A 21,557-nucleotide genomic window follows, 5' to 3' on the forward strand; every position below is an offset into this window, starting at 1 on the left:
GTGCGGCCGGGTCCGTCGAACAGGAGGCGTCCTAGTGCGCGGACTCCTTCTCACCCTCCGGTGCGGAGTGGTGGAGGTGGTGGCCGCTGTGCGCCTCGACACCGTCGATGGACACGTTGTCCTTGGTGTACCAGTGGGCCAGGGCGCGGCGGAGCTTGCCCATGCCCTTGCGGGACTCGGGGTTCTCCACCCCCTTGTCGTCGACGTCCGCGTCGTCCGCGAGGGCCGTGGAGCCGATGAGCGGCTTGCTCTCCAGCACCTCGGTGGTCTCCTCGGAGTTGCGCTTGTGGACCTCGATGAACTCACCGCTGGGGAGCTGCCGGATGGTGCCGCTCTCGTAGCCGTGCTCCAGGGTGTCGCGGTCCCTGCGCTGGAGGCCCAGGCAGATCCGCTTGGTGACGATGAACGCCACGACCGGCCCCACGAAGACCAGCACACGGAAGATGTACGTGGTCAGGTACAGGTCGATCGAGAAGGTCTCCGACAGGATGTCGTTGGACCCGGCGAGCCAGAGCACGCCGTAGGCGGTCATGCCCGCGACGCCCAGCCCGGTGCGGACCGGCGCGTTGCGCGGACGGTCGGCCACGTTGTGGACGCGCTTGTCCCCGGTGATCCACTGCTCGACGAACGGCCAGGCGCCCGGCAGGACGAAGAGCATGCCCATGACCCCGAGCCCCGGGACGAGCACCGCGATCGGCACCGCGTAACCGAAGACGCTGAAGTCGAAGGTGTTCGGGAAGATGCGCAGCGACCCCTCCAGGAAGCCCATGTACCAGTCGGGCTGGAGCCCGGAGGTGATGGACGTCGGCGTGAAGGGCCCGAACAGGTGGATCGGGTTGATCTGCACGAACGCGCTCAGACCCGCGATCACGGCGAACGTGAAGAAGAAGAACCCGCCGGCCTTGACCGCGAACGCGGGGAACATGGGCGTTCCCACCACTGTCTTCTCCGTGCGCCCGATTCCCGGGTACTGCGTGTGCTTCTGGTGCCACAGGATCATGAAGTGCGCCACGATCAGGGCCAGGAGCACCGCCGGGATCGCCAGCACGTGCAGCATGTACAGCCGGGTGATGATGTCCTCGCCGGGGAACTCCCCGCCGAAGAGGAACATCGACACGTACGTGCCCACCAGCGGCAGCGCCAGGATCACGCCCTGGAGGATCCGCACGCCCATGCCCGAGGGCAGGTCGTCCGGCAGGGAGTAGCCGAAGAGGCCCTCGATGATCGACAGCGCGAAGATCGCGATGCCGATCAGCCAGTTGATCTCGCGCGGCTTGCGGAACGCACCGGTGAAGAACACGCGGAGCATGTGCACCACGATCGCCGCCAGGAAGATCAGGGCGGCCCAGTGGTGGATCTGCCGGACGAGGAAGCCGCCACGCACATCGAAGTCGATGAACAGCGTGGAGGCGTACGCCTCCGACATGGGAACGCCCTGGAGGCGCTCGTAGGAGCCGTCGTAGACGACCTCCAGCATGCTCGGCTTGAACCAGAGCGTGAGGAAGACGCCGGTGACGAGCAGGATGATGAACGAGTACAGCGCGATCTCGCCCAGCATGAAGGACCAGTGGTTAGGGAAGACCTTGCGGAGGTTCTTCTCACCGGTCTTGGCCAGGTGGAAGCGGTCGTCGATGAAGTTTCCGACGCCGCGCAGCGCCTTGGGTGCTTGCGTGGTCTTACTCATCGACTAGTCCTTCGCATAATCCCAGAACGTCGGACCGGTCGGCTCCGTGAAGTCGCCGGTCGCGATGAGGTAGCCCTCATCGTCGACGCTGATGGGAAGCTGCGGCAGAGCGCGGTGCGCCGGTCCGAAGACGACCTTGGCGGCGTCCGCAGCGTCGAACGTTGACTGGTGGCACGGGCACAGGATGCGGTGCGTCGTGCGCTCGTACAGGGCTGCGGGGCAGCCCACGTGGGTGCAGATCTTGGAGTAGGCGATGATCCCGTTGTGCGTCCAGTTCAGACGCGTCTCATCGGTCCCCTCGATCGGCTCGGTCATGCCCTCCTTCCAGTCGTTCTCCGGGATCTTGATCAACAGGATCACGGATTTCGCCTGGTCGGTGAGGCTCATGCCGTGCGGGTGGTGCCCGTCGTCGATCGCGGGAAGGGCGGAGATCATCCCGTACGGGTCGTTCTCCAGGTCCTCCGCGCGGATCTCGCGGTGGGTCCCCTCGACGAACATGCGCATCCCGGGTTCCCACGGGGTGTGCTTCAGCTTGTCCCCGGGCAGCGGGCCGGTGTCGCGCAGCAGCACGATCGGGGCCAGGCCCAGGGGGACCATCGCGAGGATGAGCGTGCGCCGCATGAGCGGGCGCTTGGTGAAGCCGCTCTCGTCGGCGCTCTTCATGAAGAAGTCGCTGAAGGAGCCCTTCTCCTTCTCGTCGGACGCCAGGTCGTCGTAGGGCGAGTGCACCTCGTAGTGGGGCATCACCTGGCGCGCCCAGACCGTCATGCCCGCGCCGATACCGAACATGGCGACGGTGAGCGTGCCACCGAGCAGCATGTTCGAGTACTGGCCGATCTGCGGGTCGGCGATCGCGGGCTCGCCCGCCGCGTTGGGCGGGAACAGGAAGTAGGAGACGAGGAAGCCGATACCGCCGAGGAAGGCGATGATGAACCAGGCGGACGCGGCCTTCTCGCCGCGGCGCTGGACCTCCTCCGGGCGCGCGTGGGTCTCCGACGCCCGGTAGGGGCCGGCGTGCTCCTCGGGCGCCCCGGCGGAGGACTCGGTCACCACGCGTTCCTCCGCGGCGGCCGTCGGGGTCCCCACCACGCGCTCAGGCGTGTGGGCCCCGGCCTCGTTGTTGTCGTTGTTGTCGTTCTCAGTCATGTGCACGCTGCTTCGCGGTGATCCAGATCGCGCAGGCGACGATCAGGGCCAGGCCGACGACCCACCCGATGAAGCCCTCGGCGACCTGGCCGATCCGTTGGAGGTCGAAGACGCCGCCGGCGTTCGGCTCCGCCTGGAGGGTCTTCACGTAGGAGATGAGCTCGTGCTTCTCCTCGGGGGTGATGGCGCCGTCGCTGAACATCGGCATGGCGCCGGGGCCGCTGACCATGGCCTCGTAGATCTCGCGCGGGGAGGCGTCGTGGATCTCGGGGGCCCAGCGGCCGTCCGTGAGGGCGCCGCCGCCACCGGACCAGCTGTGGCAGTGCGCACAGTTGGTCAGGTAGAGCTTCATGCCCATGTCGGTGTCCTCGGCGCCCTCGATGTAGGAGTCGTACTCGGACTCCCACTCCTCGACGGCCGCCTCGTACGCCGTCTCGTCCTCGAAGTCCGCGCGGTTGGGCTCGGAGTCCGGGACCTCGTAGGGCACCTCGGCGCCGCTCTCGCCGTTCCTGATCTCCGCGTTGTAGTACGCGATCAGGTTGGCCAGGTCCTGTTCGGACATGGCCATGGGCTTGCGCGGCATCTGGCTGCTCGGGTCCATGGACGGCATGCGCCCGGTGCTGACCTGGAAGTCGATGGCCGCGGGGCCGACGTCGCGGAGGTCGGGACCGTTGGTCACGTTCCCCTCGGCGTCGTAGCTGCCGCTCCCGTCGTAGTTGTGGCAGCTCGCGCACGTCTGGTCGAAGACGGTCTTGCCCTCGGCGATGTCCACGTCATCCGGTGACGGGACGTCAGCGGCGAGAGTCTGCGCCTGGGCCTGGTCCGCGGTGGGTGCCAGGGCGGCATACCCCACCCCGAACAGGGCTAGCGCGAGGATGACGACGACATACCCCGCAAGGGGATGCCGTCGCCGCGCGGTAATCCATTTCACGGTTTCCCCGTTTCGGGTTACTGGATGAAGTAGATGGTGAAGAACAAAGCGACCCAGACGACGTCGACGAAGTGCCAGTAGTAGGACACGACGATCGCGCTGGTTGCCTGCTGGTGGGTGAAGCGCTTCGCGGCGTACGTGCGTCCCAGCATGATGAGGAACGCGATCAGCCCACCGATGACATGGAGTCCGTGGAAGCCCGTGGTCAGGTAGAACATCGACCCGTAGGCGTTCGACTGAAGAGTCAGGCCCTCGTGGACGATGAGCTCGTAGTACTCGTAGGCCTGTCCCAGGATGAAGAACAGTCCCATGAAGAACGTCACGAAGAACCACATGCGCAGCTTCTTGACGTCGCCGCGCTCTGCGGCCCAGACGCCGACCTGCGCGGTGAAGCTCGAAGCCACGAGGACCACGGTGATGGTCGTCGCCCACGGAACGTTCAGGTGGGTCGCCGGCCATGCCCCGAGGTCGGGGTTTCCATTGGTCACCGATCGGATGGTGAAGTACATCGCGAACAGCGCAGCGAAGAACATGAGCTCATTGGCCAACCACACGATGGTGCCAACGCTCACCAGGTCAGGACGCTTTGCCGCACCATGTGCTGGTGTCGGTGCTGTTTTTGGGTTCGCGGTTGCTGTCGCCACGGGAGCATTATTACGGCATCTCGCGGAGGTCCGTACTCGACCCCCCGTAAGGAGGCGGTTCAGTCCCGATATGGCCTGCCTCGGACCGCCGCCACGGCCCTCACGCCGTGACTCGGGCGTTACTGTAGCGGCTCGGGCACCGCGGGTCCGCATCCGCCGCGCCCTCGGGGGCCGAAAAGCGCGATCCTGGGCGGCTGAGGCGATTCGTACCCCTCCTCCCACCACTCCAACCCACCACGGCCAACGCCCAGGTATCGAAACGATCACTGTTGGACAACGCCGCGCCCGGGGCGGGTGGGCGAACCCCTCCGAGGTACTGGCATCCTGTGGTGTCGAAGGTCTCAGCTGCCCGAAGGACCCGCCGGTTCTCCTGGGCAGCGGGGCCACGAGGCAATACAGTCATAGGCATACAGCCAACGAACGCCTCGGCCGCACCCCCCACGGCGGCGGCCGCGGACAGACGCGATGGGACGGTTGCGCGATGGTGGTCAGCGGTACGGACACGGGTGCCAGGATGCGCGTGCTGGTCTACAGCGACAACGCCGATACCCGTGAGCAGGTCCGGCTGGCGATCGGCCGCCGCCCCGCGGCGGACGTCCCCCGGGTGGAGTTCGTCGAGTGCGCGACCGCGCCCGTCGTCCTGCGCAAACTGGAGGACACCGACCCGGCCGCGGCGATCGACGTGGCCGTCCTCGACGGCGAGGCCTCCCCCGTCGGCGGGATGGGCCTGTGCCGCCAGATCAAGGACGAGATCTACCGCTGCCCGCCGGTCCTGCTCCTGGTGGGCCGCCGCGACGACGGCTGGCTCGCGACCTGGTCGCAGGCCGAGCAGGTCGTCAGCCACCCGATCGACCCCGTCGCGCTCGCCGAGTCGCTGGCCGAGGTGATGCGCCGGCGGGTCGCGGCCCTCAGCGGGTGATCCGGGTGGGAGGCGGACGCGTGGTGGACGACAGCGGCGAGCGGGACATGCGCCGCCGCCTCGTGGTGGGCGGGTCCCTCAACCACGGCGCCGACATCGGGCGATGGCGCGGCCGCGCCCCGTCCCCGTCCCCGGGGGCCTGAGGGCGGCCCGCCCGCTCGTCCGCCGGCGCCCGTGAGGGCCGCCGCGCGGAGGCGGGCCGCCGCCCCGGCGCCGCGCACGCGGAACCCCTCCGCCGTGCGCCGCCTCCCCGGGTCCCTACGCCCGTTCCTCACCGTGGAGTCACCAGAATGAACGCCCCTGCCTCGCCCGCCCCCTCCTCCGAACCGTCCGCCGTCACCGAGCGGACCTGGTCGAACCTCATCACCGCCCTGCTCGGCGGTGTCACCCTCAGCAGCGCCGACACCGTCTGGGCGATGAACGAGATCATGTCGGGGTCGGCGACCGACGCCCAGATCGCCGGGTTCGCCATCGCGCTGCGCGCCAAAGGCGAGAGCGTGTCCGAGGTGACCGGCCTGGCCCAGGGCATGCTCGACAACGCCGTGCGCGTGAGCGTGCCCGGGCCGACCCTGGACATCGTCGGCACCGGCGGCGACCGGGCGCACACCGTGAACGTCTCCACGATGGCGGCGATCGTGGCCTCCGCGGCGGGCGCGCGCGTGGTCAAGCACGGCAACCGGGCCGCGTCCTCCTCCTGCGGCACGGCCGACGTGCTGGAGCGGCTCGGGGTGGTCCTGGACCTGCCCCCGGCGCTGACCGCGCGGGTGGCCGAGGAGGCGGGCATCACCTTCTGCTTCGCGCCCCTGTTCCACCCGTCCCTGCGCTTCGCCGCCAAGCCGCGCCGCGAGCTGGCCGTGCCGACGGTGTTCAACTTCCTGGGGCCGCTGACCAACCCCGCGCAGCCGACGGCCTCGGCGATCGGCGTCTTCGACGAGCGCATGTGCGAGGTCATCGCCGGCGTGTTCGCGCGCCGCGGCTCCTCCGCGCTGGTGTTCCGGGGCGACGACGGCCTGGACGAGCTGACCACGACGACCACGTCCACGGTGTGGGTGGTGCGCGACGGCTCGGCCCGCAGGGAGACCCTGGACCCGGCCGACCTGGGCATCGCCCGGTCCGGGGCCGAGGACCTGCGCGGCGGGGACGTGGAGTTCAACGCCCAGGCGGTGCGCGACCTCGTCGCCGGGCGCCCCGGGCCGGTGCGCGACGCGGTCCTGCTCAACGCGGGCGCCGCGCTGGCCGCCGTGGACGGCGTGGAGGGGCCGCTGCTGGACGCCGTGGGCGCCGGGTACGCGCGGGCGGCCGCCGCCGTCGACTCCGGAGCGGCCGAGCGCACCCTGGAGAACTGGGTGGAGATCAGCCAGAGCCACGCCAAGGCGGCCTGAGGACGCGGCGGCCGGGCCCCGTGCCCCGCCCTGCCGCGGGGGCGGGTGGCCGGGATCCCCGGCGCCCGCCCCCGCGTCCGGCCGCGGGCCCGCCGCTCACCCGAAGCGGCGCGCGAAGCGCCGCTGCCACGGGGTCTCCACCGCGCGCGGCGAGTAGTGCTCCCGAACGTAGGCGACCGCCTCCCCGGCGGGCACCCCGTCCATGACGGCGAGGCAGGCCAGCGCGGTGCCGGTCCGCCCCCGTCCGCCCGAGCAGGCGACCTCGACCCTGTCGGCCCCGGCCCGCTCCAGCGCCTCCCGCAGGGCGCCGCGCAGGCCGGCCGGGTCGGACGGCAGACCGAAGTCCCTCCACCTCACCCAGCGCGCCTCCCAGGGCACGGGGGGCGGCTCCTGCCCGAGCAGGTACACGGCGAAGGAGGGCGCGGGGCCCTCCGGGAGCGGGCGGCGCAGGCCCCGGCCGCGGACCAGCGCCCCCGAGGGGAGCCGGAGCACACCGGGCGCCGAGGGGTCCCAGGAAGATGCCACCGGCCCCTACCAGCCGATCGCGAAGGCGGACTCCAGGTCGTGCTTGGAGTAGGCGCGGAAGGAGATGTGGGTGTCGGAGGACAGCACCCCGGGAACCTTGTTGACCCGCCCCGGGATCACCTCCGCCAGGTCCTCGTGCCGGCGCACGCGCACCATGGCGATGAGGTCGACGCCCCCGGTGACCGAGTAGACCTCGCTCACCCCGTCGATCTCCGCGATCGCCTCGGCGACCTCGGGGATGCGGTTGACGTCGGCCTTGATCATGACGATCGCGGTGATCACTGTGCCTCCAGGGCGGTTGGCCGCGGGAAGGCGGCCCCGGCCGCGCGGGGCGCCCCTAGTAGACGTCGGAGAGCCGCGTCCCGGAGCGCCATCGCAGCCGGTAGACCACCAGTCCCGCGATCACCCCGGCGATGAACCCGTACACGTGCGCCGCGTAGGCGACTCCGCTCCCGGCGCCGGGGGAGTTCGATGTGGTGACGTAGAGAAGATACTGAAGCACGAAGTAGCTTCCGACCAGGGCCCACCCCGGCAGGCGCATCGGGATCACCACGAACACCAGTGTGGTGACCCGGCTGCGGAACTGCACGACGAGGTAGGCGCCGAGCACGCCGGAGATGGCGCCCGAGGCTCCCACCATGGGCATCTCCCCCCCGGGTTCCACCAGGGAGAAGCCGTAGGCCGCCGCCACCCCGGTGACCGCGTACAGCAGCAGGAAGCGGACGCGGCCGATGCGGTCCTCCACGACGGGGCCGAAGACGAACAGGTAGACCATGTTGCCCAGCAGGTGCATGGCGCCGGCGTGCACGAACATCGAGCTGAGCACCGAGAACCACACGGACTTGCCGTCCACCGACCCGCACTCGGGCACCGCGTGCGGGACCCGGTCCACCTGTCCGAGGATCTCGGCGGGCACCGCGCCCCAGCGCATGAAGTAGTCCTGGATGGCGCAGAAGCGGCCCACCATGTCGACCGGGTACCAGACGGCCGTGGCGGCCTGGGGGGACAGCAGGTAGACGAGGACGTTGACCGCGATCAGCGTGTACGCGACGACGGGGGCGCGGCGGACGGGGTAGTCGTCATTGAGCGGAAGCGCGGCCATGCGCCCAGTGTGTCATCTCCGTGTGCGCCTCCGCGCTCCGCAACGGGCATGTCCAGACCCCGTCGATGTCGACGAGCCTCGTCGCGGGGTCGGTGAGCCAGTCCAGGACGAGCTCGGTCTCCGCGGGCAGTGCCCTGGGGCTCGGCCCGTACCCCGGAGGGACGTACTCGGCGGTCGCCAGGAGCGAGGCCAGGAACGCGGTCGGATCGGTGCCCGGCCGCAGGACCGCGCTGGCCGCGAGGCGCCCGTGGCGGACCACGCAGGTCTCCCAGCCCGTGGCGGAGCGCCGGGAGGCGACCACCTGGGCCACCGAGGCCAGGGCCGACAGCCGCTGGGCCCGCCGGGCGCCGCGCAGGAAGGCGGCGAGGCGGTCGCGGAGGGCGGCGGCCTCCTCGTAGCGCAGGGCTCCGGCGAGTTCGGCGATGCGCGAGGTGTGCGCCGAGACGACGGCGGCGGGGTCCCCGGTCATGGCCTCGCGCGCGGCGTCGGCGTGGACGGTGTAGGCCTCGAGCGCCTCGGTGCCGTCGCAGGGGGCGCCGCAGCGTCCCAGCTGGGCCAGGACGCACGGGTCGATCCTCCTGCTCTCGGAGAAGGCGTGCGTGCACTGCCGCAGCGGGAACGTGTGGAGCAGGGCCTCCTTGGCCTGCTCGGCGTCCCTGGCCGAGGCGTAGGGACCGATGTAGGGGGCCCCGTCGTCCTTGACCGCCCGCACCACGGACAGGCGCGGGTAGGCGTCGGTGGTGAGCTTGACCCACGAGGCGCGCTCGGGGTTGCGGGAGCGCCGGTTGTAGGGGGGCTTGCGCTCGGCGATGATCCGCAGCTCGCGGACGGACGCCTCCAGTTCGGTGGCGCACTCGATGGGGGTGACGCCCTCGACCAGCGCGGCCATCTCGCGGATGTGCCTGCGGCTCTCCGCCGCGGTGAAGTAGGAGCGGACCCGCCGCCGCAGGTTGTTGCTCTTGCCCACGTAGAGGCCGGCCCCGCGCGCGTCGGTGAACACGTACACCCCCGGGCCCTCCGGCAGGCCCTCCGCCAGGTGCCGCCTGGCCTTCTGCGCCCGGCTGGCGGGCTTGCTGACGGCGCGCAGCTCCTCCACGCTGGTCACGCCCATCGGCCCGAGGCGCTCGATCAGCCCGTGCAGGACCCCGACCGTGGCACGCGCGTCGTCCAGGGCTCGGTGGTTGGGGGTGACCGGAACCCCGAAGAACGCGGCGAGGGTGGCGAGCCTGTGGTTGCGGGTCTCGCTCCGCGGGAGGATCGCCCGGGCCAGGCGCAGGGTGTCCACCACCGGGTATCCGGGCCAGGCCGACCCGTGGCGCTCGCACGCGGCCTTCAGGAAACCGGTGTCGAAGGCGGCGTTGTGGGCGACCAGGACGGTGTCCGGCTCCTCGTCGAGGAACGCGAGGACGCGGGGCAGGACCTCCTCCATGGGGGGCGCGGTCGCCACCATGGACTGGGTGATCCCGGTCAGCAGGGTGATGGCGGCCGGGACGGGCACGCCGGGGTCGACCAGGGTGGAGAACTCGCCGAGGACCTCTCCCCCGCGCACCCTGACCGCGCCGACCTCCGTGACACGGGCGGCGGACGCGCTGGTCCCGGTGGTCTCCAGGTCCAGCACGACGAACGTCGCCGCGGCCAGGGGCGTGCCGAGGTCGCTGATGCTCGTTTGGACGCCGGCGGGCGCCGCGGACTGTCGAACCACGCGGTCAGGCTAGTCGGCGGTGACGACCGAAAACGGTCGGGATACGGTCTGACCTGCCCGACATGGAAAGATGTGGGGGACGGGGCCGGAAGGTCCGCGGCCCCGTGACGAGCACGACACGAGGAGGAACCGTGGGGATCGCTATGCCGGGTGACAAGGAGCGGTGGCGGTGCACCGGATGCGGGAACCTCACGCGGTTCGACGTGACCAGGACGACCCGTTCGCAGGACTACCTCCACCTGGACCTGGCCGGTGAGGGCCGCGTCGAGGAGCGGACCGTGCTCTCGGAGACGGTCGAGCGCGTGAAGTGCCGCTGGTGCGGCGCCACCGACAGCGTCGAGGTCATCGCCCGCCCCGACGCCGACCGGTCGGCCACCGGTTCCTCGGCGGAGAGCCCGACGGGTCAGGCATGAGCGCCCGCCCCGAGGCGGGCGGCGACTCCGACGGCACCGGCCCGCGCGACGAGAGTGTCGACGTGACGCCCGGCGCCGACAGCGACGGGGAGCGGCTGCGCCGCCCCCTGCCCGAGCCGGTGCGCGCCCGGGTCGTCGAGTACGGTTCCGACGTGCTGGGCGGCATGCGCGCGAGCGAACTCCCCCCGCTGCTGCGCAGGGTCGCCAAGTTCGAGCCGCGCCGCCGTGCCAGGCTCGCCGGCCCGCAGATCGCCGCCCAGCTGGAGACCGACGGCGGCTTCCGCGACATGGTCGCGGCCCGGGTGCGGCAGGTGTGGCCGGAGCTGGCCGAGGGCCTGCACTCGGGCGTGGTGCCCCCTGCCGCGGACCCCGTGGCGGTGGCGGCCTGCGCGTACCTGCTGCGGCCCAAGGGCTGGCCGGAGATCATCGAGGACGTCCACCTGGAGCTGGAGCGCCTGGCCGGCGCCAGGGAGGTGGACGAGGCGGCCGAGGCGCTGGACTCCGTGCGCCGCCAGCTGGACGAGGCCAGGAGCGAGCACCAGTCGGAGACGGAGCGGCTGCGCTCCCAGCTCAGGGAGCAGCGCACGGAGATCGCCGAGCTGCGCCGCAAGGTGCACACGGAGCGGCAGCGTGCCAAGGGCGCCGCGGCGGAGGCCGCACGGGTCCTGGCCGAGACCTCCGACCGCGAGTCGGAGTCGGCCACGCAGATGAACGCCCTGGAGTCGGAGAACCGGCGGCTGCGGTCGCGGCTGGCCTCGGCCGAGGCGCAGGTGGAGAACGCCCGCCGCGCGGTGCGCGCCGGACGCAACGCGGACGAGGCCCGGCTCCGGGTGCTGCTGGACGTGCTGGTCGAATCCGCGCACGGGCTGCGCAGGGAGCTGGCGCTGCCCGCGGCCCTGGACAGCCCCGCGGACCTGGTCGCCGAGGCCGAGCAGCAGCGGCGGGTGTCGCTGGGCGGCCTGCCCGACGACGACCCGGGCCTGCTGGAGCACCTGTTGACGGTGCCCCGGGTCCACCTCCTGGTGGACGGCTACAACGTGACCAAGACCGGGTACGGGACCCTCCCCCTGGCCGACCAGCGCACACGGCTGATGGCCTCGCTGGAGGGGTTGGCCAGCCGGACCAAGGCCGAGATCACGTGCGTGTTCGACGGCGCCGACATCGACGCTCCCCCCGTGGCGGCCCCCACCCGGCGGGTGCGCCTGCTCTTCAGCGCCCCCGGGGAGACCGCCGACGAGCTGATCGTGCGGCTGGTGCGCGCGGAGCCGCCCGGACGCCCGATCGCCGTGGTGACCTCCGACAAGGAGATCGTGTCCGCGGTCCGGCGCGCGGGTGCGCGCGCGGTGCCCTCGGCGATCTTCCTGCGCCGCCTGGAGGCGCACGGCTGAGCCGCCCTCCTCCCCCGGCCGGGTCCTCCGAGGGTCCGGCCGGGGGGGGAGCGGCACCTCCCCTCCTGCCGCCGCCGGGGCGTGGCGAGGCGCACAGCGGACAGAAGCCCGCACGTTCCGGGCCACACCGCCCCCGACCGCTCCTTCCAGGCGTAACGTCCCCGCGGGAACGGTGGGTTCCCCCATGATTCGGGGGTTGTGCCCACAGATGTGGTTGAGACGAGCAGAGCGGTCCGCTAGGTTCTTCCCGAACGTGAGTGCTCCATCGGAGCGAAGGCAGGATCTGCGCCCTCCGGTCGGGACCCGCACACTCACCCGCCCCGCCTCCGCGCGGACACTGTCCTCCAGCACCCCTATGCGGACTTCCCAACCTCAAGGAGCGGACCGCCATGAAGAACCCCGGTGGTCGGCGTACAGCCCGCCGCATCGCAGCCACGACCGGTATCAGCGCTGTCGTCGCGAGTACCCTCATCGCCCCGGGCACCGCCTACGCGGAGCCGACCCAGGACGAGGTCGAGGACCGGATCGAGGAGCTCAACGAAGAGGCCGCGGCCGCCGTCGAGACCTACAACCAGGCCAAGGAGGACCACGAGGTCGCCGAGGCCCTGTACGAGGAGCTCGAGGAGCAGGTCGGGGACGAGGAGGAGCGCTACGAGGAGCTGCGCGGCAAGGTCCAGCAGCTGGCCAGCGCCACCTACCAGTCCGGTGAGCTGGACTCCACGAGCACCATCCTGACCTCCGACGGCCCCGAGGCCCTGCTGGAGCAGAACGCCGACCTGAACTACCTCTCCGAGGCCCAGAAGGCCGAGCTGGACGAGTTCGGCGAGTCCTCCGAACGGCTGTTCAGCCTCAAGGACGAGGCGGAGGAGGCCCTGGAGGAGTCCGAGGCCGCCCTGGAGGAGGCCGACGAGGCCAAGACCGACGTCGAGGCGAAGATCGAGGAGCAGCAGGAGATCCTCGCCCAGTTCCCCGACGCCGACCGCTCCGCCGACGGCGCCGACTCCAGCGGCGGCCAGTCGTACACCGGCGGCGCGTCCGGCAGTGCCGGGGCGGCGCTGGACTTCGCCTACTCCAAGGTCGGCCTGCCCTACGTCTGGGGCGGCACCGGCCCCAACGGGTACGACTGCTCCGGCCTGGTCCAGGCGTCCTGGCGCAACGCCGGCGTCGACCTGCCCCGCACCACCTTCTCCCAGGCCGAGGTCGGCCACCGGATCAACGACATGAGCGCGCTCCAGCCCGGCGACATCATGTTCTTCTCCGGTGTGAACCACAACGGCCTCTACGCCGGCAACGGCCAGATGGTGCACGCGCCGAGCAGCGGCCGCAACATCGAGGTCGTGGACCTGGCCGCGTACTGGGCCGGACAGTTCGAGTTCGGCGTCCGCCCCTAGGGCCCGCCCCACGCGCACGGAGAGGCCGTCCCCGGTTCGCCGGGGGCGGCCTCTCCATGTGCGGAGCGTGCCCGGGTAAGGGACACGGAAGGGGTTTCCGGACACCCGACGCCCCACGGTGGAACGTCACGAAAAGGTTGAGGTGAACCCGCGCGATGCACTAGTGTTCATCGCCGACAGCGGTTGCTCCTCTTCACCGCCCCCAGGTGGTGACAGCCGTGTCCCGACCGGGCCCCACAGCGTTCGGGCCGGCTCCCCGGCCCTTGAACCCCCACCCGGCGCAGTCCCTTGCTCCCGCTGAACCCCGCACGGCCCGGGACAAGGGGAGAAAGGTGTAACCCAACGTGTCTGCATCCCCTGGCGGCCGCAGGCGCCGCACAGCGGTCCTCGCCGCCCTCACCCTCGGGGCCCTCGTCATGCCCGCCGCGGTGGCGCACGCCGAACCGACCTCCGAGGAGGTCCGCGAGGAGATCGAGCGCCTCGAAGAGGAGTTCATCGAGCTCAACGCGACCTACAACGAGGCCCAGGAGACCCACGAGGCCGCAGAGGAGAAGCTCGAGGAGGTCCTGGCGGAGATCGAGGCCGCCGAGGAGAACGTGGAGGAGCTGGGCCTGGACGTGCGCAAGCTCGCCGGAGCCGCCTACTCCAGCCCCGACTTCACCTCCTTCAACGAGCTGGTCACCTCGACCGGGCCCGAGAACGCCCTGGCCCACCAGGCGGACCTGACCTACCTCGCCGGCCAGAACGACGGGCAGCTGGCGCGGTACGCCGAGGAGCTCGCGAACCTGGAGACCCTGGAGGCCTCCGCGGCCGAGACCGAGGAGGAGGCGGCCCAAGCCCTCCAGGAGGCCGAGGACGCCACCGAGGAGGCCGAGGAGGCCATCGCGGAGCAGGAGGAACTGCTCTCCCAGCTGACCGCCGAGGAGCAGGAGGCGGCGACCGAGAACGTCGGCGGGTCCGGCGGAGGGGGCAGCGGCAGCACCGGCGGCGGTGGCAGCTACACCGGCCCCGCCTCGGGCAACGCCAGGACCGCCCTGGACTTCGCCTACTCCAAGATCGGTATGCCCTACGTCTGGGGCGGCACCGGCCCCGACGGGTACGACTGCTCCGGCCTGACCCAGGCCGCCTGGGGCGCCGCGGGCGTGAGCCTGCCGCGCACCACCTACTCCCAGGTGAACGCGGGCCAGCGGGTTTCCTGGGAGAACAAGCAGCCCGGCGACCTGCTGTTCTTCTACCCGGGCGGCAGCGGCCCGGAGCACGTGGGCATGTACGCGGGCGACAACGTGATGGTGCACGCGTCCACCTCGACCAAGCCCATCGGCACGGTGACCCTGAACGACTACTACCGCTCCGAATTCGTGACCGCCGTGCGCCCGTAGCGACGGCAGGCGTCCCGGGTCCCGCGGCAGGTCGGCGGGGCCCAGCGGTGGCCGCGACGTCCTGGTTCCCAGGGGGTCGCGGCCACCGCGTCTTCCGTGCAGGGCCGGATCCCTGTCCCCTCTCATCTCGGGGACACCCCCTATCCCGTCACCTGTACGGCGTAGATCACCCCAGGTCGGTCCGCCGCACCCGGGACGGCCCCCGCACCACCGCCCCCGAGGGAGGCGGCCCGGCGCCCGCCGGCCCCGGTTCGGCGCGAACGCCGGGTTCTCCCCGGGCGACCGCGCGGGACGCCCTAGACTCGCTCCCGTGTCGCGCACCCTGATCATCACCAACGACTTCCCGCCGCGCTCCGGCGGCATCGAGTCCTTCGTCCACGAGCTGGCCCTGCGCCGGCCCGAGGGCTCCGTGGTCGTCTACTGCTCCTCCCCCTCCCCCGGCGACGCCGCCGCGGACCCGCACTTCGACCTGCGCCAGCCCTTCCCCGTCGTCCGCGACGCGGCGGGCGTACTGCTCCCCTCGCCCCGGGTGGCCGCGCGGGCGCGCGCCATCGCCGCGCTGGAGGACTGCGACTCGGTGCTCTACGGGGCCGCCGCGCCCCTGGGCCTGCTCGCGGGCGGCCTGCGCGGCCGGGTCCGCCGCCAGGTGGCCCTCACCCACGGGCACGAGACCGGCTGGTCGGTGGTCCCCGGCGCGAGCACGGCTCTGCGCCGGATCGGAGACACCACCGACACCGTGACCTACCTGGGCGACTACACCCGCAGGAGGCTCTCCCGGGCCCTGTCCCCGGCCGCCGCCGACCGGATGCGCCGCCTGGCCCCGGGGGTGGACGTCGAGCGGTTCCGCCCCGGGGCGGGGGGCGGGGAGGTCCGCGCGCGCCACGGCCTGGGCGGGCGCCCCGTCGTGGTGTGCGTGTCGCGCCTGGTGCCCCGCAAGGGCCAGGACACCCTGATCCGCGCCTGGCCCCGCGTCCTGGCGGACGTGCCCGACGCGGCCCTGCTCGTCGTCGGCGACGGCCCCTACGGCCCCCGGCTGCGCTCCGCGGCGGCGGGGATGGACTCGGTGGTCTTCACCGGCCCCGTCCCCGCCGCGGAGCTCCCCGCCCACCACGACGCGGGCGACGTGTTCGCCATGCCGTGCCGCACCCGCCGGGGCGGCCTGGACGTGGAGGGGCTGGGGATGGTCTACCTGGAGGCCTCCGCCACCGGGCTGCCGGTGGTGGCCGGCGACTCCGGCGGCGCACCCGACGCCGTCCTGGAGGGCGAGACGGGCCGGGTGGTGGACGGCTCCCGGCCCGGGCCCGTGGCCCGGGCCCTCATCGGACTCCTGAAGGACCCCGACCGCGCCGCCCAGATGGGCGCACGCGGCCGGGAGTGGGTGGCCCGGACGTGGACCTGGGAACGCACGGCCGAGCGCCTGGAGGCGCTGCTGACGGCTCCGGGGCGTGCGGGCGGCTGAACCGGGCGGCGCCCCCTGCCCGCTACAGGCCCTCGCCGTGCACGCTGCCCGGGGTGCCCGAGCCGTCGGTCACCTGGGGCTCACCGGTCTCGCTGTGCTTCAACCACTCCTTCCAGGAGCGCTGCCAGAAGCCCCACCCGTTGTCCCACTCCAGTTCGCGTCCGGTGCCGGTGGTCTCCAGGATGTCGCCCATCAGCGCCTGGTCGTGGAACCACCGGGCGTCCCGCACCGACATGTTGGTGCAGCCGTTGGAGGTGTTCGCGTGGCCGATACCGCCGTTCCACGGCGCCGCGTGGGTGAACTCGCCGCTGTCGGAGGTACGCACGGCCCAGTCCACGTCGAGCCGGTAGTGGCCGGGCGAGCCCTCGGGGATGCCGACCGTCGCGGAGTCCATCACGAGCTCGGCGTACTTCTCCATGGTGACGTGCGTGCCGGAGGTGGTGGTGTTGAAGCGCTCATGGCCCTTGCCGTTGCTCACCGGGATCGTGCGCACGAGCTCGCCGTCGATCTCCACCTCGAGCTCGTGGTCGGGGACGTGCATCGTGGCGACGAGCTCCCGGCCGACCTCGAAGTCGATACGGTCGTCCTCCGTCCCGTAGACGCCCTCGGACGCCTCCACCCCGGCCAGCCTCAGGTCGACGGAGACCTTCTGACGGGGTTCCCAGTACTCCCGGGGCCGGAACACCGCCGTCTCGTCGTCGACCCAGTTCCACGCGCCCTCGACCGGGTGTTCGGAGGTCACCTCGATGGAGTTCTCCACCTGGACCTTGTTCTCCACCGGCACGTCGAAGCCGACGACGACGGGCATGCCGACGCCCACGGTCTGGCCGCTCTGCGGGTGGTTGGAGACGAGCCCGAGGCGTGAGTCCCCGTCGACGCCCTCGGTGTGGAACTCCGCGACGACCTCGGTCTCCTCGCCGCCGGCGTCCTCCGCCGTGGCGTAGACGCTCACCGACGCGCCGGGGGTGAGGTTCCGGTCGCTCTTCCACCGGGTGCCGTCCCCGCTCAGGGTTCCCGGGAACTCCTGCCCCTCCGCCCCGGCCTCCCCCGCCCCGCCGGCCTCCGCGATCGCGTCCGCGGCGACCTGCTCCACGCGGACGTCCGTGATGGTCCCGCCGGAGGCCTCCACGCGCACCGGCGTGTTGGGCGCCACGGGGGCAGCGCCCGTCCCGGGGGTGACGGTGATCCCGGGACCGGGCGCCTCCTCCCCGCCGGGACCTCCCGGGTCCCCGCCCGCGGTGGTGCAGGCCGTCGCCACGAGGACGACCGCGGCGACCGCGGCCACGAGGCGGCGGACCGCCGATCGGAAGACTCGTCCCTTCACGCCAAGGACCTCCAGCGTCGGTTGCGACGTGGCCCCGGTGCGCGGGACGGCGCCTCGCACGCCGCCGGTCCCGGACACGCCGCGCACCGGACACGAGGCCCCGCGTCACGGCAGGGTCACCGAAAACACGACCCCGGCGGCCGGTCGGCCTCGCGGTGCGAGGCCTTCCGGCCACCGGGGTGGTGACAGTCGCATACTACCCGGAGTGCGCATTTGGGCACGGTATGTGCCCGATGCTCGGGGCGGCGCGTCCTAGTGCTGGAACTCCTTGCGGTAGTACTCGAAGATCCAGCCGATCGAGGTGAGGATGATCGCGAAGGCGCCCGTGATCACCATCCACCAGCCGATGGCCACGCCCACCGCGGTGAACGCGACGGCCATCGCGACGAACATCGGCCACCAGCTGTGCGGGCTGAAGAACCCGTACTCCCCGGCGTTCTCGGCGATCTCGCCGTCCAGCCGCTCCTCCGCGGGGAGCCCGTGGAAGCGCTCGCTGCGGCGGGCCGCCTGCCAGAGCCAGAAGCCGATCATCCAGCCGAAGCCGATGGAGACCACCAGGGCGGTGGTGCCCGTCCACTCGATGGCGCCGGTGTCCTGGTAGGACCAGTACACGTACAGGGCGGCAGCAAGACCGAAGAAGGTCGAGATGCCCATGAACAGATAGGCCTGCGTCTTCATGGCGAGATCCCTAGTTCCTCTCGGGGTCCGTGCCCGCCGGGACCGCGGCGTGCGGGTGGTTCAGGTCGAACGCAGGACGCTCCGAACGGATGCGCGGCAGCGACGTGAAGTTGTGCCGCGGCGGCGGGCAGGAGGTGGCCCACTCCAGCGAGCAGCCGTACCCCCACGGGTCGTCCACGGTGACCAGCGGCGCCCTCTTCGCGGTGATGTACATGTTCCAGAAGAAGATGAGCGTCGAGGCCCCCAGCACGAACGACGACACCGAGGAGATCTGGTTCAGCTCGGTGAAGCCGTCTCCGGGCAGGTAGTCGGCGTAGCGGCGCGGGAAGCCCATGGCCCCGAGCCAGTGCTGCACCAGGAACGTGCCGTGGAAGCCGAAGAACAGCAGCCAGAAGTGGAACTTGCCCAGCTTCTCGTTGAGCATCCTGCCGGTGAACTTGGGCCACCAGAAGTAGAAGCCCGCGAACATCGCGAACACCACGGTGCCGAAGACCACGTAGTGGAAGTGGGCCACCACGAAGTAGGAGTCGGTGACGTGGAAGTCGATCGGCGGGGAGGCCAGGAGCACGCCGGTCAGTCCGCCGAAGAGGAAGGTGACCAGGAAGCCGATCGTGAACAGCATCGGCGTCTCGAAGGACAGCTGCCCACGCCACATCGTGCCGATCCAGTTGAAGAACTTCACGCCGGTCGGGACCGCGATGAGGAACGTCATGAAGGAGAAGAACGGCAGCAGGACCGCGCCCGTGGGGAACATGTGGTGCGCCCACACGGTGACGGACAGGCCCGCGATGGCGATGGTGGCGGCCACCAGGCTCTTGTAGCCGAAGATCGGCTTGCGGCTGAACACCGGCAGGATCTCCGTCGCGATGCCGAAGAACGGCAGGGCGATGATGTACACCTCGGGGTGCCCGAAGAACCAGAACAGGTGCTGCCACAGGATGGCGCCGCCGTGCTCGGCGTTGAAGACGTGTGTGCCGATCATGCGGTCGGCGCCCAGGGCGATCAGGGCGGCGGTCAGGACCGGGAACGCGATGAGCACCAGGACGCTGGTGAGCAGCGTGTTCCAGGTGAAGATCGGCATGCGGAACATCGTCATGCCGGGGGCGCGCATGCACAGGCCGGTGGTGATGAAGTTGACCGCGCCGAGGATGGTGCCCAGACCGGAGACGGCCAGGCCCAGGATCCACAGGTCGCCGCCCAGGCCCGGCGAGCGGACCGCGTCGGACAGCGGCGTGTACGCGAACCAGCCGAAGCTGGCCGCGCCGCCCGGGGTGAGGAACCCGCCCACGGCGATGAGGCTGCCGAACAGGTACAGGTAGTACCCGAACAGGTTGATCCGGGGGAAGGCGACGTCGGGGGCGCCGATCTGCAGCGGCATGAGGATGTTGGAGAACCCGACGAAGAGCGGGGTCGCGAACATCAGCAGCATGATCGTGCCGTGCATCGTGAACAGCTGGTTGAACTGCTCGTTGGACATGACCTGCATGCCCGGTGAGAACAGCTCGGCGCGCATGAGGAGCGCCAGGACTCCGCCGAAGAGGAAGAACGCGAACGAGGTGATCAGGTACATGTACCCGATGACCTTGTGGTCGGTCGACGTCAGCCAGTTGACGATGATCGAGCCCGCGCTCGACGGCGCCTTGCCGTCGGTGCGAGCCGGTGTTGCCGTCGTGGTCATTTACTCGTTCTCCTCGGCGTCGGCCGCGCCCGCACCGGTGCCCTCGGCATCCGATCCCTCGGCGCCCGAGCCGTCGGCGGAGTCCGCTTCGGAATCCACGGCCTCGGCGGCCTCGTTGTTGGCGGTCACGGCCGCCTGCTCCTGCTCGGCGGCCCAGGCGTCGTACTCGTCCTGGGGAAGGACCTCGACGTTGAAGAGCATGCGGGTGTGGTCGACCCCGCACAGCTCCGCGCAGCGGCCGATGTACTGGCCCGCGCTGTCCTCGGTGAGGCTCGCCTGGAACGCGTTGTCACGTCCGGGGACGACGTCCATCTTGAAGCCGAACTCGGGGATCCAGAACGAGTGGATGACGTCGGGCGAGTGGAGGTCGAAGTGGACGGTCGCGCCCTCGGGAAGCACCAGGGTGGTCTGCGTCGAGGGGTCGGCGGTGCCGTCCGGGTTGGGGATGCCCGTCTCGGAGAAGAGCACCTCGCCGCCGTTCTCCTTGGTGTCGTCGAGGTAGTTGAACTGCCAGGCCCATTGGAAGGCCACGACCTCGATGTTCACGTCGGCCGGCTCGTCGGTGTCCAGGATGATCGCCTGGTCCCGCGCGGTGAAGAAGAAGAGCACGGAGATGACGACGATCGGCAGGACGGTGTAGAGCGCTTCGATGGGCATGTTGTACCGCACCTGCGGCGGCAACTGCTCAGAGCGCTTGCGGTGGAAGATGACTGACCAGATGATCAGCCCCCACACGAGAATGCCGACCGCGAAAGCCGCCACCCAGGAGCCCTGCCAGAGCGAGAGAACACGCTCGGCTTGGTCGGTGATCGGCTCCGGCATGCCCAAACGAGTGAGATCGTTCGACGCGCAGCCGGTCGCGGCCAGCCCCAGCACGGCGAGCGCGGCGCCGCGTGGTGCCCATCGGCGCGGATTGGGGCGCCGATTTTCTTGGCGGGTCGGACTCACGGATTGCCTTCCCAGCGGTGAAGCCCGTGGATCCTCCACGGGCGGCCTAAGTGTCCAAAGCTTGTCAAGGGGAAACATTATCGCGAACCGCCCGGCGTGCCGTTCATGGGCTTACCTGGTCAGCGTGTTGCCAGACGCCCCTGCGCGGAACGCGCGGCGGTACGTGGAGCCGGGCCCGTTCGCCCGCGGAGGATACCCTCCCGGCTGGCTACGGAGCGCGGCCCGGCGTCCCCCCGGGCCCTCCTCCCCGCGGGCGACCCCGCCGCTCGTGGGCGGCGGTTACGGAAGCTTCGCGAGGAAAGACCAAGGCGAGCGTATCGCTGGGTTTACGACGCCCTTAACCGGGTTCGCCTTACGGGGCCGGGCGGGTCAAGATGGTGGGGACAGGACGACGACGCGCAGGGGGTGTTCCGTGCCCGGGTATCCGCCGCAGGCCCCGCTGGTCACGGTCGAGGCGGTGGGCCGCAAGTGCCCCGTCCCGATCATCATGCTGGCCGCCAGACTGGGAGAAGTGCCCATCGGGTCGGTCATCGCGGTCACCGCGGACGACCCGGCCGCGCGGGCCGACATCCCCGCGTGGTGCCGCATGAAGATGCACGAGTTCCTCGCGGAGGAGCCCCTGGGTCGGGGTAGCGCGTTTCACATCCGCCGGATGTACTGAACCGGCTCCGGCGCACGTCCCGCCATCCCGTTGCGATAACGATTCGCCGCCCGGCGTTTCCCGGGAGCGGCGCGGGAGGGCGCCCGCACACGACGAGGCCGCGCGGACGGGGCGCGCCGCGACGGGCTGGCCCGTGACGCGCTGGGTCGGCCGGTTCCGGCCCGACCCGCTGCGCCGCATCGGGCTGCGCACTGGCCCCGCGC

At 71.2% G+C, this 21,557-nt stretch carries 21 protein-coding genes; 9 read left to right on the top strand and 12 right to left on the bottom strand.

Going from position 1 to position 21,557, the window contains the following annotated elements:
• Nucleotides 1–31 precede the first annotated feature (31 nt).
• The 4 genes from qcrB to ctaE are packed head-to-tail and all read right to left on the bottom strand — an operon-like array spanning nt 32 to nt 4,405.
• The gene (gene qcrB / locus ACWGL3_RS20375) at nt 32–1,684 is read right to left on the bottom strand and encodes a cytochrome bc1 complex cytochrome b subunit (protein WP_267948888.1); all 1,653 of its coding nucleotides are present in this window, start codon (nt 1,682–1,684) and stop codon (nt 32–34) included.
• A gap of 3 nt (nt 1,685–1,687) precedes the next feature.
• Nucleotides 1,688–2,830 (bottom strand): cytochrome bc1 complex Rieske iron-sulfur subunit, encoded by a 1,143-nt coding sequence (gene qcrA / locus ACWGL3_RS20380; protein WP_267948887.1) that lies wholly within the window; start codon nt 2,828–2,830, stop codon nt 1,688–1,690.
• Nucleotides 2,823–3,761 carry a cytochrome bc1 complex diheme cytochrome c subunit gene (gene qcrC, locus ACWGL3_RS20385; protein WP_431061492.1) on the bottom strand — a complete coding sequence of 313 codons (939 nt, stop codon included), beginning with the start codon at nt 3,759–3,761 and terminating at the stop codon, nt 2,823–2,825. The genes qcrA and qcrC overlap by 8 nt, the downstream gene beginning before the upstream one ends.
• 17 nt (nt 3,762–3,778) lie before the next feature.
• Nucleotides 3,779–4,405 (bottom strand): aa3-type cytochrome oxidase subunit III, encoded by a 627-nt coding sequence (ctaE, locus tag ACWGL3_RS20390; RefSeq protein WP_452461677.1) that lies wholly within the window; start codon nt 4,403–4,405, stop codon nt 3,779–3,781.
• Nucleotides 4,406–4,886: 481 nt separating this feature from the next.
• Here ctaE and ACWGL3_RS20395 point away from each other — a divergent pair, with 481 nt between their 5' ends.
• From ACWGL3_RS20395 to trpD, 3 genes are all read left to right on the top strand, one after another.
• Nucleotides 4,887–5,324 (top strand): hypothetical protein, encoded by a 438-nt coding sequence (locus ACWGL3_RS20395; protein WP_452461678.1) that lies wholly within the window; start codon nt 4,887–4,889, stop codon nt 5,322–5,324.
• Between the two features lie 20 nt (nt 5,325–5,344).
• Nucleotides 5,345–5,467 carry a hypothetical protein gene (locus ACWGL3_RS20400; RefSeq protein ID WP_267948884.1) on the top strand — a complete coding sequence of 41 codons (123 nt, stop codon included), beginning with the start codon at nt 5,345–5,347 and terminating at the stop codon, nt 5,465–5,467.
• 147 nt (nt 5,468–5,614) lie between these two features.
• A complete protein-coding gene (gene trpD / locus ACWGL3_RS20405; RefSeq protein WP_452461679.1) occupies nt 5,615–6,706 on the top strand; it encodes an anthranilate phosphoribosyltransferase in 1,092 nt (363 codons plus the stop codon).
• A gap of 96 nt (nt 6,707–6,802) precedes the next feature.
• Here trpD and ACWGL3_RS20410 read toward each other — a convergent pair whose 3' ends face one another.
• From ACWGL3_RS20410 to ACWGL3_RS20425, 4 genes are read right to left on the bottom strand one after another with little or no spacing between them, the layout of a single operon-like run.
• Nucleotides 6,803–7,231: a protein-tyrosine phosphatase family protein gene (locus ACWGL3_RS20410; protein ID WP_267948882.1), complete on the bottom strand. Its 429-nt coding sequence runs from the start codon at nt 7,229–7,231 to the stop codon at nt 6,803–6,805.
• A gap of 6 nt (nt 7,232–7,237) precedes the next feature.
• Complete coding sequence (locus ACWGL3_RS20415) at nt 7,238–7,513, bottom strand: Lrp/AsnC family transcriptional regulator (protein ID WP_267948881.1); 276 nt, start codon at nt 7,511–7,513, stop codon at nt 7,238–7,240.
• Between the two features lie 55 nt (nt 7,514–7,568).
• On the bottom strand, nt 7,569–8,333 hold the full coding sequence (locus ACWGL3_RS20420; RefSeq protein WP_267948880.1) for a rhomboid family intramembrane serine protease: 765 nt from the start codon (nt 8,331–8,333) through the stop codon (nt 7,569–7,571).
• Complete coding sequence (locus tag ACWGL3_RS20425; RefSeq protein ID WP_267948879.1) at nt 8,311–10,035, bottom strand: DEDD exonuclease domain-containing protein; 1,725 nt, start codon at nt 10,033–10,035, stop codon at nt 8,311–8,313. Before ACWGL3_RS20425 ends, ACWGL3_RS20420 begins: the two co-directional genes overlap by 23 nt.
• Nucleotides 10,036–10,166: 131 nt before the next feature.
• Between ACWGL3_RS20425 and ACWGL3_RS20430 the strand changes: the two genes are divergently transcribed.
• From ACWGL3_RS20430 to ACWGL3_RS20450, 5 genes are all read left to right on the top strand, one after another.
• Entirely contained in the window at nt 10,167–10,448 is a 282-nt protein-coding gene (locus ACWGL3_RS20430; RefSeq protein ID WP_267948878.1) for a hypothetical protein, read from the top strand.
• The gene (locus ACWGL3_RS20435) at nt 10,445–11,836 is read left to right on the top strand and encodes an NYN domain-containing protein (RefSeq protein WP_267948877.1); all 1,392 of its coding nucleotides are present in this window, start codon (nt 10,445–10,447) and stop codon (nt 11,834–11,836) included. Before ACWGL3_RS20430 ends, ACWGL3_RS20435 begins: the two co-directional genes overlap by 4 nt.
• Before the next feature lie 389 nt (nt 11,837–12,225).
• Nucleotides 12,226–13,227 (top strand): C40 family peptidase, encoded by a 1,002-nt coding sequence (locus ACWGL3_RS20440; protein ID WP_267948876.1) that lies wholly within the window; start codon nt 12,226–12,228, stop codon nt 13,225–13,227.
• 344 nt (nt 13,228–13,571) lie between these two features.
• A complete protein-coding gene (locus ACWGL3_RS20445) occupies nt 13,572–14,606 on the top strand; it encodes a C40 family peptidase (RefSeq protein WP_267948875.1) in 1,035 nt (344 codons plus the stop codon).
• Nucleotides 14,607–14,916: 310 nt separating this feature from the next.
• Nucleotides 14,917–16,065, top strand: a complete 1,149-nt coding sequence (locus tag ACWGL3_RS20450; protein WP_267948874.1) for a glycosyltransferase family 4 protein — start codon at nt 14,917–14,919, stop codon at nt 16,063–16,065.
• A 22-nt stretch (nt 16,066–16,087) separates the two neighbouring features.
• On the opposite strand, the gene ACWGL3_RS20455 is transcribed toward ACWGL3_RS20450, so the two are convergent.
• The 4 genes from ACWGL3_RS20455 to ctaC form a co-directional block, all read right to left on the bottom strand.
• Nucleotides 16,088–17,389: a L,D-transpeptidase gene (locus tag ACWGL3_RS20455; RefSeq protein WP_267948873.1), complete on the bottom strand. Its 1,302-nt coding sequence runs from the start codon at nt 17,387–17,389 to the stop codon at nt 16,088–16,090.
• 252 nt (nt 17,390–17,641) lie between these two features.
• Entirely contained in the window at nt 17,642–18,067 is a 426-nt protein-coding gene (locus ACWGL3_RS20460; protein ID WP_267948872.1) for a cytochrome c oxidase subunit 4, read from the bottom strand.
• Between the two features lie 10 nt (nt 18,068–18,077).
• Nucleotides 18,078–19,745 carry an aa3-type cytochrome oxidase subunit I gene (ctaD, locus tag ACWGL3_RS20465; RefSeq protein WP_267948871.1) on the bottom strand — a complete coding sequence of 556 codons (1,668 nt, stop codon included), beginning with the start codon at nt 19,743–19,745 and terminating at the stop codon, nt 18,078–18,080.
• A complete protein-coding gene (ctaC, locus tag ACWGL3_RS20470) occupies nt 19,746–20,732 on the bottom strand; it encodes an aa3-type cytochrome oxidase subunit II (protein ID WP_452461680.1) in 987 nt (328 codons plus the stop codon).
• Nucleotides 20,733–21,105: 373 nt separating this feature from the next.
• Here ctaC and ACWGL3_RS20475 point away from each other — a divergent pair, with 373 nt between their 5' ends.
• A complete protein-coding gene (locus ACWGL3_RS20475; RefSeq protein ID WP_267948869.1) occupies nt 21,106–21,354 on the top strand; it encodes a sulfurtransferase TusA family protein in 249 nt (82 codons plus the stop codon).
• Nucleotides 21,355–21,557 lie beyond the last annotated feature (203 nt).

This window comes from Nocardiopsis sp. NPDC055824, from assembly GCF_053616335.1.

Excerpts from the sequence above, each read along its gene's own strand:
- qcrB (WP_267948888.1), bottom strand. The coding sequence starts at position 1,684 with ATGAGTAAGACCACGCAAGCACCCAAGGCGCTGCGCGGCGTCGGAAAC.
- qcrA (WP_267948887.1), bottom strand. The coding sequence starts at position 2,830 with ATGACTGAGAACGACAACAACGACAACAACGAGGCCGGGGCCCACACG.
- ACWGL3_RS20395 (WP_452461678.1), top strand. The coding sequence starts at position 4,887 with ATGGTGGTCAGCGGTACGGACACGGGTGCCAGGATGCGCGTGCTGGTC.
- trpD (WP_452461679.1), top strand. The coding sequence starts at position 5,615 with ATGAACGCCCCTGCCTCGCCCGCCCCCTCCTCCGAACCGTCCGCCGTC.
- ACWGL3_RS20420 (WP_267948880.1), bottom strand. The coding sequence starts at position 8,333 with ATGGCCGCGCTTCCGCTCAATGACGACTACCCCGTCCGCCGCGCCCCC.
- ACWGL3_RS20435 (WP_267948877.1), top strand. The coding sequence starts at position 10,445 with ATGAGCGCCCGCCCCGAGGCGGGCGGCGACTCCGACGGCACCGGCCCG.
- ACWGL3_RS20440 (WP_267948876.1), top strand. The coding sequence starts at position 12,226 with ATGAAGAACCCCGGTGGTCGGCGTACAGCCCGCCGCATCGCAGCCACG.
- ACWGL3_RS20460 (WP_267948872.1), bottom strand. The coding sequence starts at position 18,067 with ATGAAGACGCAGGCCTATCTGTTCATGGGCATCTCGACCTTCTTCGGT.
- ctaD (WP_267948871.1), bottom strand. The coding sequence starts at position 19,745 with ATGACCACGACGGCAACACCGGCTCGCACCGACGGCAAGGCGCCGTCG.